We start from the raw sequence: 12577 nt of genomic DNA, 5'->3' as shown, positions 1-12577 counted from the left end.
AAAAAATCCTTCTCCACCGTAAGCTGGCCGATCTTGGCGTGCAGTTCCTTGATCCGCGCCTCATCGCTTTGTTGGGTTTTCTGGGCCTTGCCCGCAAAGCCAGCCGCGATCTGCTCCTTGGCCTGCTGCTTCCACTGGGAAACCTGATTGGGGTGCACGCCGTACTTGCTGGCGAGTTCGGACAGGGTGTGTTCCCCGGACAAGGCATCCAGGGCGACTCGGGTCTTGAATTCGGCGGTGAACTTTCTTCTCTGCTTGGACATCAAAAGCCTCCTTCAGGCTTCTTACGTCCACCTTAGCTACTGGTCCAGTTTCCTGAACCCACTTCTCCTTTGACAATTAAATCACGCCCGACATCTTCAAAGGTTGAATATCTATGGTCAAAAATATGCACGAGCTTTGACTCATATAGTGTTGTATAGCTTTCCTCGTTGTCAGTCTCCCATTCGAAATGAAGATCATCTTTGTGATCATCCATGTCGATCAGTCGAATATAATAAGGTTTCCAACCGCTTGCATGTTCTGAGTTAAACAGCGGTGTGCTGCGATAAATTCTCTTGGTCAATTCAGCATCATGCTTCGAGCGGAAGATCGGACAGGTGCGGGTGTTGGGGTTGAGCAGTTCGATGTCCTTGGCGGACAAGGAGAACCTCCGCTCCGGGTCGTGCAACTCGTCCACGCCATGGGCGAAGAAGACGAACTCCGCCTGCTCGGCAGTCGGTTTTGTTCCCCGACCGCTGGTGAGAAGGCAAAATTTATAGCTGCTATGAACGCCTTGAAAAATTCCCTTGTTCTCGAAGTCGAAGAGGCTGACCAGCGACTTCTTGTCCATCATGTCCTGGAAGAAAAACTTGGTGGTATCGTCCGTGGCGATGCCGCTGGGCACAACGATGCCCATCCGCCCTGCATCGCTGAGAAGGGTCCGCGCAGCTTCGGAAAAAATCGTATATACGTTGATGTCGCCCCGGCCACAGAGGGGGTAGCGAGAGCTGGAGCGCATGAAATGGCTAACGCCTTCCGCCTTCCGCAGGTCGATCAAAAAAGCCTGATGGATTTCGGAATCGGTCTTTTTCAAATCCTCAATCATGCGTTTTCGGGCAGCGGCATTCGGCGCGTTTGCGATTGCCGGGATACGCTCTGCGAACCATTCCTTTTCCTGCAGTTTCACTCGTTCCCACGGCGGATTGCCCAGCATGACATCAAACCCGCCCCGAGCGAACACCTCGGGATAGGCCAGATGCCAGTGAAAGAACTGGTACTGCGTGGCAATTTGCTCCACTTCCTGGTCCAGTTCCGGGGCCAGGGGGCGTCCCATGGCCAGGGCATTCAACTCCCGCTGCGTAATCCCGAAGGGCTCGTCCGCCGGGACGCCAGGATATCCGGGTTTCTCAGGAAAATACTTGCGGATGACGAAGGACGCACACCATGCGTTGGCTAGGTCGCGCTTGCTTTGATACTCAGAAGTGCGTTCGTGCTGCCGGAAGGCGTTCTCCTTGGCCTGGATATCCCGCAGGCTGTCCGACGGAATCGCCTCCAGAGCCGCAGCGGCTTCTCGCAGACGCGCCTGGACCTCTTTTTCCTGCTGGGCGATGAGCGGCATCCTGGCCTTCTTCTGAGCCGCCTTGTTGGCCTTCTTCAATGCGGAGCAAGCTGTTTTCTCATCTCCCTCGATGGGCTTGAAAGCCTCGTCCGGCAGACCGCCAGCGATCAATTCAGGCGTCGCGCCTATCAGACTGTTGCCGCAGCGGATATGATGATCCAAAAAGGACAAGGGCTTCCCCGGTTCCAACGCCTCCAGCCAGAGGCTGACCTTGCACAGCTCCACGGCCATGGGGTTCACGTCCACGCCGTAGATGCAGCGTCCGATGACATCGCGCAGCGCCTTGCGCACGGCGTCCGGTCCCGGTTCCTCATCCCCGGTGCGCACCCCGGCCAGACGCTTGGCCAGCCGATGAGCCGCAGCAATGAGGAAGTGCCCGCTGCCGCAGGCGGGATCGCAGATCTTCAGTTCCAGCAGCGCCTCTTCGGGATTCTCCCGGGAGATTGCCTGCTTAATGACAGGCTCCAACGCGGAGTCGAGCAGACTTTCGATCAGCGGCGTGGGCGTATAGTAGCTGCCGGTGGTCTTGCGCTCATTGCCCGAAGCAGTCTCCAGGCTAAAAGCCCCTGAAACCGTGTCCAGGACCGGATGCAGCTCCAATAGTGACTCGTAGATGGACCCAAGCTCACGAGCACCGACATTCTTGTAGTCGACAGGACGGCGTATGCCCTCAGTCTCTGTGTAGGCCAGGGCGCGAACCGCATGAAGCAGATGCCCGTTGGAAAGGCGGGCCGAATGCACATCCGGCAAGGCATCGGAGGCCCACAGGAAACTGCCCAGGGGAGAAAGGCCCAGTGCAGTACATCCTTCCTCACGGCCCAGATAGCCCATGAGAAGCTTCAATCCCTCGTAGAGGTCATGATGCCGCGTTCCGGAGAGTTTTCCGGCCAGGCGGCGCAGGCGGGTGGTGGAATGCCATGCCGAGTAACGCTTCTTGACCTCCTCCGGAATGCCAGGGGCATGGAGGAGTCCGCGATCCTCGGCGGCGAATAGAAAAAGAAGCCGGTACACCAAGCGAAGCAACTGGCGGAAATACTCCTGCCTGGGAAGAGCCCCAGAGCGCAGACGCTCCTTCAGATCAGGATTGTGGCTTTCCAGAAAACCCTGTCCTAGAATCTCAATGGTCTTCTGCACGCTGCCGCGCAAGTTCTCCAAGGCCCGGACGCCCTGATCCTGGGCAGACCTGGCCCACTGCTCCAGCCAGCAAGCAGAGGGGTTGTCGCTCTCCACCCGCGACTGATGACAGAGAAGCCACAGCAGGGCGAAATCGGAAAACACCTCCCCCTCGAACATGGATTCCAGGTCGAATTCAATAAAGGCCTGACGGCTGAAGCTCTGATTGTCGCGCAAAATACGCAGGCGAAGACCGTTCGAACAGTAACCCCAGAGATGGGCCTCGGAGCGGTTCAGGAAATCCTGGACCATGGAATGGGGGCTGGACTGGGCAGCACCACGGACACCGCTTGATTTTCTATCCAGGTCCACCTTGCAGCCGATGAGGTGGATCGGTGAATGATGCCAGATATGGGAAATGCTGAAGGCCTTGTCGCCTACGGTGCGTTCTTCGGCCTTGGCCCCGAACAGGCGTCCATATCCCAATTCGGCGAACAGCGGCAGGAGCAAAATTTCCCGGGTCTGACTGGTGCCGGTGTCGGCGTCGGTCAAGGTCTCGCATTGCTGGCGAAACTTTTCCCAAAGAGCACGAACCCTTGTCCAGGACCGGTTGATGGCCTCGTTGAGCTTCTCTCCTTTGGGCAGATGGTAGGCATCTGGAGATGTACCCGGTATGGCGGAATCACCTGCCAGAATCTTGGCCAGGATGTCGGCGGGCAAAAGACCACCTTCGGTGCGAACCGTGCTGAAGGAGGAGTCAAGGCTTTCGGACTTTCTCATGAGCAAGCGCCTATTCTGCTGTTGGACGGTGTTCTATTCGGGAAGATACACATATACGCCAAGGATATCCGGTTCGCCTTGAGGCGTGACCTGGTAGCGGATGCCACGGGCTTTGGCGGCTGTACGCACCCTGCGGTGGGCTTCCAGGAGTGCCGACGCTCGTTCCTCCATGACGGAACGAATATGAGGCATCAGCTCCCCGGCGTTCTCAGTGACCTTGCCCACGAAGTCTGTTGCCTGATCCGGATTGATGTTCCCGGTGGGCTGCGCGGTGAGCAACCTTTGAGCCGAATCCCCATCGATCCAGGAAGCACGCTCCGGAGAACCCGTGAAGGCCAGGAGGGCGCATTCCTCGGTCAGGCAGGTATGGTCCAGATTCTCCCCTTGGGTCCGGAGTTGGTAACGAAAGCGGCACAGAAGCAAGGTGGTCCTGGTGGCAACGGACTTGGTACGCATGGAGCCTGCTCTGCGGGCTACTGACTTCTCCAGCGGATCAAGCGCAGTGTTCATGAGGTCGGTTGCCAGACGCTCGACAAAGGGATGTGTCCTGGCCAGATAGGTCTGACCCTCGCTGGCAGGCAAAGCGAACACGGCACGCAAAGCGTCAGGAAGGTCTAATCGATTCTTGGTGCGAGGCTCGACCCCAGCAAAAGAAAACTCGTGGGCGACCCGTTCAGCGTTTGCGGCCTTTCGATTGTGAGTAGCTCCTAGAATCTTCAACGCCTCGGTTGTGAAGGTCTCCACACTTGCGGCATCACCGGCAGCGGTGTTGGCGGCTTCCAATTCACGGGCTACGTCGTCGACCTTGATGGTCTGCTGCGCGAACAGTGTACGGGAGCGTTTTTCCTCCCGAGTGGCGACGACATCCCATTCCTTGGCCAGCCGATCCGCCTCAGGCTTGACGTACTTCTCCATCCCCGGGATGATCAATTGTTGCTGGGCAGGGGCTTTATCCTTGCCCCTGAGGAGCAGGCCCTCCAGAATCGCTTGCATCACCTTGTCACTATCCTCGGGGACGGGCACGGACACTCCCAATGCCTTGCGAATGGCCTCGTGCTTGCGCAGGAGGACATCCAGGACGATGCCGTCGATTTGGTTATCCAGCCCGTAGTAGGTGATGACACGGACCTTGGGGCTTGGCTGGCCGAATCGGTCGACCCGGCCTTCTCGCTGTTCGTGACGGGTGGGATTCCAGGAGAGGTCGTAGTGGACCACGGCGTTGAAGCGTTCCTGGAGGTTGATACCCTCGCTCAGACAGTCCGTGCAAACCAGAAGCCTCTTGGGGTGCTTCCCTAACTCATGGACCCGGTACTCGCGTTCGCTTGGCGGGAGCATGCCGGTCACGGACATGACTTCAACTTCCTTCAAGGCAGGGCGCAGATGCTCGGCGAGGTATTCAGCGGTGTGGATGAATCGGCAGAATATGATCGGAGCGTGCCCTTGTTCTAGGAGTTTTTTGGCCAGCCGAACCATGCCCTGAAGCTTGTTGTCTTTAGCGCCACACAAGGATTCGGCTTCTTTGGCCAAGCGACGCAAGCGCTCCTTGTAACGACTCTGCTCAGTCTGGTCCTTCTCCAACTCCGTATCGTCCGCGCCTGGAACCGTGTCCAGGGCGTCAACCCCCTCCAGGTCCGTCAAGTCGAACACGGATTGGCGACCCATCTCGTCAACCAGGGTCAAGTCATCAGGCGAGTCCATTCCCGATGCCCGGCTGCGCAACGTTGCGGCGGCTGCGGCCGGGCTCGACGCCACTGAACGAAGTAACGCCAAGGCGGACCACCAGGATATGCGCTGCTGGAACTTGGTTCCACCCTGACTGCGCTCAATGCTCTCTCGGGCAAGAGAAATAATTCTTCCGAATAGTGATTTTGCATCTGGAGTCAGTTCCCACGTGATTTCCTGGGTTTCTCGCTCAGGGAAGGGGGTGTTGATCTCCATGTAGGCTCGAATGTCGCCGCGCCTGCGCTGGACGAAATGTTCAGCCAGCGCTTTGCGATGTGCTTCATTATCCTTGCCGGAGAGGTCCTCGGGCAGATTGGCGAAAGATGGATTGAGGAAGCAGAGTAGGGAGCGAAACACGTCATCCTTGCCGCTGTGGGGAGTAGCTGAAACGAACAGCATATTCCGCTCGGGATTGGCTGCTAAGTCTTTAATCAAGCCGAACCGTTGCATCGTGGCTTTCCCGCCTGTGGCTGATGCACAAGCATGGGCTTCATCCACGATGACCATTTCCGGGCATGTTCTCAAGAATTCAGCTCTGCGGCGGTCGGACTTGATGTAGTCGAGTGAGACGATGGTGAAGGGATAAACGTCGAACAAGGAGGTTCCAATACTCAAGCCCTTTTCAAGCTTGCGAACAGTGGAGGGCAGAACAAGTTCGGCCTGGATATGAAATTTATCCGCTAATTCCGATTGCCATTGTTCCGCCAACTGCGGAGGACAGAGGACGGCTAAACGCTTCACTTCCCCCCGGTCCAGAAGCTCTCTTGCGATGAGAGCCGCTTCAACGGTCTTGCCGATACCCACGTCATCGGCGATGAGAAGCCGGACAGGACTCTGCTTCATGGCCATGAGCAAGGGAACGAGCTGATAGGGACGGGGCTCCACCGCTATATGCCCAAAAGAACGGAATGGTCCGCTTGTGGCGCGAAACCCGAGCCTGACAGCATCTCGCAAAAGACCACAGGTTCGGGCATCGCCCAGATCGGCCGGGTCGGGCAACTCAAAGGTGGCGGGACGGATTTCTTCAAGGGTTGGCAAGATTCCGACGATCTCGTCTTCACTTCCGCCTAATGGACGCAGAAGCAGGCATTCGGAATCATCAGGCGGCAGCACCACCCATTCTCTTCCTCGGGCATTGACCAGAGAGCCTACGGCAAAGTTCATTTCTTTCTCCCAAACACGTGGGGATATTTGTCCAAGATGGGCTGCCATTGTTCCCCGTCTGAAAAACGGACCACGGAGATGCCCAGATCTTCCATGGCATCTTGTTGAGCTTGATCACGCACCTGGCGCTCAGGGAATTCATGGTGGGGACCGTCGATGTATACAGCCACCTTCTCCTTGGCGTAGAAGAAGTCTGGCTTGGTTTTGCACTCGGAGACAAAATGCTGGGCATGGCTTGGCAACGCATGACCATGGTCGTCCAGGTGGTCGAGCCACCTTCTTTCGAGATTTGAGTCGCACTTCTTCTTGAGCGCTTCGAGATGCGCCGCGCGGGTTTGGTATGACGGAGCTGAGTGCACCTCAGCGCTGGCGAGGGCCAGGAGATAGTCCTTGATGCCATGCCGGTTCAATTGGGGATGGACTCGCTGATTCCCATAGTTCATCAGGCAGTCATAGCAGGCAACCACGCAGTCTTCGCTGGCATGTTCTGCCCGCCCCTGATCCTCTCCCGTCTCAGGATTGAAATGACAAAGACGCAATGCTTCTTTGGCGACGGCTTTCATGGCTTTGGGATCGTCCACCAAGCGGCGAAGAACACCGGCCCCACCTTCGGCGGATTCGTAAAGCATGATCGACTGGGGCTCGTTTCCAGCGGGAAGAGTTTCTGAGGCCAACTCGAATTCTTCCAGCTGATATTCTCGTTGAACTGCCTGCTTGAGCGCCGCTTGGAGCGAAATGATGGCGTCAGGCGATAAGCTGGCGTCGGGCACAAAAAGTAGGCAGTTCTTCCGGTCCTCGACATAAGGAATGACGCGCCGGATACGTCCAGTGCCAGCTTCATTCAACTCGGCATCCGCGCCACCACTTCCCTCTTTGGTCCACATCCCCCGATCGAAATCGAGCATAAATCCAGGAGGAGCCGTCTCGGCTCGATTGGCCCATCCGAGATTGATCCGCCACAACGTAGCACCGTGCCCGTATTTGAGGGTCGCCTGTAGGTTGCCTTCTTGACCGCGAATCTCGGCCATCCGATAGGCGGGCGTTCCACCATGCTGTGCGAAGCGGAATCCTGTTCGCAGGGTATAGCCGTATTTGGTCCGCTCTTCCTCGTCGGAGTTGATGCGATCCCGGCGTCGGGTGGATACGTTGCGCATCCTGAAAAGATTGTCCCAGGCATGGGGAAGCCTTTCGCCGCACATTTCACAAATATCCAAACCGTCACCTTGGGTAATCGGGTGGATATAGCCGCAAGCGGAGCATTGCTTGATCTTGCCTGACGCTAGTTCTTCATCCTCCTGCACGGCGACCATTACCCGACTGATCACGTACCTGGAGCCCTCGTGATAAATGAAGCTGCCAGGGCCGAACTCGGAAATGGCCAGGAACCTTGGACGGGATATGTATTCGTCACGCCCCCTGACGCCACGGCGACCAGGCACGAAGGCCGACAAAGGCAGACGCGGGAAGTTGTATCCTGGTAGGAAGCCCTCGCTCGCAAAGTAGCGGTAGGAGTAAAAGTCGGACTGGAACCTGGAGTCGCTTTGAAGTAGAAGCTCGATCTGCGTTTCCGCCTCGGCCCGAAGTCTCCTGGCTTGATCGCGGTCCTTCTGAGACCTGCTGGCGTCGCTGATGATAAGGTTCTGGGCGTCCCTCTGTTCCACTGCAGCCCGATACAAGCTACGCCAGCGTTCGCAAGCATCTTCGAACTGGCGCTCGATTTTGGACATGGCTTCATCAAGCCAAGTAGGGGCGTACCAGCCACAACCTTGAAGCTCACTGGAAATGCCGTCGAGAATCTCTTTCGTTCGTATCTTGGCTCTGGCTTTAGTTGATTCGTCGGTTAGATGCGCCACCACTCCATCCAGCAGGGACAAAGCGGGCTTGTCCCCTGTGACATCCAGCAAATCACGAAGCGACTGCTTGAGGTCCAAGCCGGATTCCGAAAGCCATACGGCGTTCACATGGGCGCGTATGAGGTCTTCGTTTGCCAAGTCCAACCGAGGGGTGGAGACGGCTCCTGCCACCATGAGCGACGGGACACGGAAGAAATGTTGGTCATGTGAGCTGCCTTGTGCGCAGTAGGTAATGATCAGTGCCGGTTGCCCGGAACGTCCAGCCCGACCGCTACGCTGGGCGTAATTGGCCGGAGTTGGGGGGACGTTGCGCATGGTCACGGCGTTGAGTTGGGCAATATCAACCCCCAGCTCCATGGTAGGCGAGCAATAAAGGATAGGAAGCTGCGCCTCCCGAAAAGCATCTTCTCTACGTTCACGTTCTTCGCTCGCGACTTGGGCGGTGTGCTCCTTGGCTTCCAGGTTGGTGCCGTCCCTGACAGCGAGCCGGTACAAATCGACGAAGAACGGGTTGGTTCTGCCCCCCTTCTCGCCTGAATGCTGCATACGCAGAGGATCATACTGCGAGGCGCTACCATCGCCCGCTTTCCAGATCATCACTGAGGCCGGAATTTGATAGCCCTCGCCATTACTGGTGTCCGAAAGGACTGACTCGATAAGGCCCCCTTTTGAGAGGGCGGAAAAGAGGGCGAGAATAAGCGGCTCGGTCTCATCCATTTTGATAGTAGATGGCCATTCTGGAAAAGCCTTACGCAGCCAGCCACCAAGAGAGCTTCGTGGAGAAACAAATAAGTCACCGCCGTATTCTCTCTGCCCCTTTTTCCTTGCTCGAGGAAAAACAACTGCCGCGTGAAGCAATTTTTCGTCGTCGTCAATTTTCCAAGGGCTGATCAGATTCTGGCTACTCTGCTGGCGGACGCTCTCCTGATACTCGGGTTTGAGATAATCCACCTTGATGGCCAAGCGGCGTCGCATGAAGTCCAAGAATATTTGAGCTATCTCCCGTCGTTTCTCAGGAGATGCGGCGACCAAAATTGGGTTGCCTTCCCAAAGGTTTTCGTCAGCGCAGATTTCATCCAGGTCGAGATAATCGATGTGTAAGAGACCGCACTGTTCTAGGTTGGGGGCCACAATTCGCCAGCCGCGTCGCAGGTCGCTATAGACCCTATACCCAAGGACGTTCCAGAAAGCCTTTCGAATGTTTGTAGCTTTGCCGTACTGTGCTTCAGGGTCGATAGAATAGCGGCTGGCTGGAAATATTTTCGTTTCGTGCCCCAAGCCAAGTGCTTCAAAAACTTTCTGGGGCAGGACGTCATGTTCCAACCCATTCTCGCCCGCCTGCTCCAATGCGTTAAATAGGGCAGAGCGTACTAAGCCAATCTCGATGAAATCATTAAAATGACCGGCTTGAAGCGAGGCATCCTGCCGGTTATCGGTAAAGCAGAGAAGCTTCCTGGCAATCGGGCTCAATTCGCTTTCTTGCCTCAGGTGCCTAACGGTCGACATCGATAGAACCGTTGTGGCAGTGCTGCGTCCTTCAGTGCCGAGGGTGGCTAGTTTCGTGAAGTCCGAGATTCGCGGAGCGTAAGACACCCTACACTGCTGGCAAAATGCGAAGGGGGCTGGGACGAACCACGCAACAGTCGCTTCCGGGGATGATGTTAAGGAGAACGTACCATCTTTCTGGAGGAAGACTTTCTCAGGCAGATATTTTTCCTTACTTTTAACCGGGTAGAGCTTGCCGCCCTTTTCCTCAGTCCAATCATCAGGAAGGCGTTCGGCTTGGAGCTGAGGATCGGCAGGCCAAGGGTTGCTGCCGCTGATATACAGATATCCTGCAAATCCGTCGGTGAGGATGGCTTCGGATGGATTACGGGCTGAAAACCAGGAGGTCTTCTTGTCAGGGTCTGTTACTCGCCAGACACTGTAGTATTCCTGCCCGCACTCACGACAGAATTGAAGCGGAAAAAGAATGGTTTCCTCGTCTCTATCCGGTGCAAACTGCTGGCCATGAAGCGTTATCGCCCGAATCTCTTCTGGTTCGGGAGTCGCATAAACAGTGTCTCCCTTGCTCAAGAACTGGTGCAGCTTGAAGGCGAAGGCGGGTTTACCCGTGTCTGGATTCTTAAGCTTATAGCCCTGTAAAAGCGCGGCCTGGATGGGCGCAATGCATTTTTCCGGGCTAAGTCCCGTTACCTCAGCCAGGAATTGCGCCGCTCCCGCTTGCCCGGTTAATGAGCGAGGCTTGCACCTGATCAGTCGCGTTTCCTTCTCCTCAAGGCCCAGCGAGTTTTCAATCCAGACAGATAGCGGATCGCGAACGAACTCTTCGTACTCTGTCGGAGGTTTACCGTCCTCATTGAGGAGTCGTTCCCGCAATACCTTTAGAAACCGCTTAGAGCCAAAGTCATCGCACTCCGTTTCCTTCCTCAGAGTCTCGACGATCACACGGTGAGGCATAACCTCGGCCCCAAAAAGCTTTGAAGCGACTTCGGCAACTTCCTTCTGCTGTTCCTCAAAAGTTCCAGGCCCGGCCAGGGTGGCGGAAGTTCCAACACACTGAAGGTTGCCCTCGGTGCCTGGGGCTGTAATCGCATTACGAAGCCTACGGATGAGCATCGCCACGTCAGCGCCTTGCCGTCCACGATAGGTATGCAACTCGTCGAAGACCAAAAACTGGAGCCCCTTGGCCGCCTCAACAAGCTTCTTCTCGTAGGGCCGGGTCAGGATCAGTTCAAGCATGACATAGTTGGTCAGCAAAATGTCCGGAGGGTTATCCACGATTTCCTGCCGGGCTTGCTCACCCTCTTGGCCGGTATAGCGCCGGAAAGTCACTGGGGGCTTATCCCCATAGCCATGGCAAAGGAATTTCTTGAGTTCCAGTTCCTGGGAATTGGCCAAAGCGTTCATCGGATAAACGATTATGGCCTTTATTCCCTTGCCGGAGCCGGATCGCAAGACATGGTCAACGATGGGGACGATATAAGACAGACTTTTCCCCGACCCCGTACCTGTGGTCAGGACATAGTTGTCGCCGGTACGGGCGGCTTCAACGGCATCCACCTGATGTTGGTACAACCGCATCGGGCGTCCAGTCCCGTTAACTTCGGACTTGTCGCCTCTAAAAATCTTCGCGCATTCGGAATGGAGGGTGCCCTTGGAAACAAGGTCTTCAATCCAACCGCCCCAGGCAAAAGCTGGGTTGAGTTGAAGCAAGGGGTCGGGCCAGAGGAGGCCATCTCTCAGCTCTTGCTGGACGATCTCGCGGATTCGTTCATCAGAAATCTCTATGAAGCTGCCAATATATTTAGAGTAGTCACCGATGATTTTGTCTTTGAGCCTAAAAACATCCATGCTTGTCTCCCCGGATGACGCAAACAATTTCGATCCAGTTATGTTTCAGCTGCGGCCTGTATATTCTAATCAGAGAGGATCGTTCTACCTTGGCGAATCCACTCATCAACTTCGTCTTTCTTGAATTTCAGAAGACGTCCAACTTTATGGGCAGGAATCCTCTTGGCCGCGACCCACTTGTACACGGTGTCTTTCTTGATGCCGAGATATTCGGCAATCTCGTCAACGGAAAGGTATCTGTCTTCCATGCCCACAACCTCCTGAAGGGCCAGCTCGTCCGAGTCGATCCTAGCTGGTCCAGTCTTGAAAGTGATAGACGACCCGATGCCAAGGGTCAATGCTTAGAGCGCGTTAGTGTGGAGAACAGAGTGTTCGAAAATGGGAATTGTGGATCAGAATCAATGCCGGGACGGGTAGGAAACCCGAAAATCTCGCGCAATCAGCTGAATCCCTTCCTCATCCTGGAATCCACCAAGCCCGCACCTGAGGAGATGCACCTTGCTGAACCCGGACTTCACCGGCCGGAGCAACTTCAGTGCCTCATGGTTAGAAAGGACGAAGTATTCAACGTCCGAGCGAAAAGCGCAGTTATCAACGTTTTTGACATCCGGCCCGAAGAAGAGTCCAACGTTGAGGAAGACGATGACCAGGTAATCGAAGCACTGAAAGGAGTCCGTCCGGACGGGTACGCTTCTGTCGCAATCCGTCTGGTAGCGGCTCTTGACCTGAATCCGGAGCGTCTTTGTCGCGAGGGCAGGATCAGGGTGGGTGCAGAGCAGATCATACCCCTGATTGTTGGGAGGGGCCCTGTAGGTCAGGATATTGCGCCTGAGCAATTGTCCGGTGACAAGATATTCCGCGCTGAGGGAGACCACTGGCAAACTGAGCTCCTTTTTCCTTCTGAATTTCATGGTTAGTCGTCCAACGGCAAGCAGAGCACCGTCATCACCGCTTCGCCGTTGTCGCCCGGGCCGATTGTCGCCACGCACCG

General features: G+C 56.0%; 6 protein-coding genes. All 6 read right to left on the bottom strand.

The genetic code is table 11. The annotated features are described in order from the left end of the window. A partial coding sequence (locus G452_RS0101595; RefSeq protein WP_022660512.1) for an IS3 family transposase occupies positions 1 to 263 on the bottom strand: 263 nt, incomplete at its 3' end. Positions 264 to 295: 32 nt separating this feature from the next. Then, complete coding sequence (locus tag G452_RS17615) at positions 296 to 3493, bottom strand: Eco57I restriction-modification methylase domain-containing protein (protein WP_022660511.1); 3198 nt, start codon at positions 3491 to 3493, stop codon at positions 296 to 298. Positions 3494 to 3526: 33 nt separating this feature from the next. Beyond that, on the bottom strand, positions 3527 to 6427 hold the full coding sequence (locus tag G452_RS0101585; RefSeq protein ID WP_211213480.1) for a helicase-related protein: 2901 nt from the start codon (positions 6425 to 6427) through the stop codon (positions 3527 to 3529). Beyond that, the gene (locus G452_RS0101580; RefSeq protein ID WP_022660509.1) at positions 6376 to 11586 is read right to left on the bottom strand and encodes a DEAD/DEAH box helicase; all 5211 of its coding nucleotides are present in this window, start codon (positions 11584 to 11586) and stop codon (positions 6376 to 6378) included. Before G452_RS0101580 ends, G452_RS0101585 begins: the two co-directional genes overlap by 52 nt. A gap of 65 nt (positions 11587 to 11651) precedes the next feature. Continuing rightward, positions 11652 to 11834: a methylation-associated defense system helix-turn-helix domain-containing protein MAD1 gene (gene mads1, locus G452_RS0101575; protein WP_022660508.1), complete on the bottom strand. Its 183-nt coding sequence runs from the start codon at positions 11832 to 11834 to the stop codon at positions 11652 to 11654. Between the two features lie 150 nt (positions 11835 to 11984). Further along, the coding region (locus G452_RS17610) for a hypothetical protein (protein WP_211213479.1) at positions 11985 to 12577 on the bottom strand (593 nt) is incomplete at its 5' end.

The organism is Paucidesulfovibrio longus DSM 6739 (assembly GCF_000420485.1).
In the GTDB taxonomy this organism is placed as follows: domain Bacteria; phylum Desulfobacterota; class Desulfovibrionia; order Desulfovibrionales; family Desulfovibrionaceae; genus Paucidesulfovibrio; species Paucidesulfovibrio longus.
Note: the sequence above shows the minus strand (reverse complement) of the source record. Positions and strands in the feature narration are given on the sequence as shown.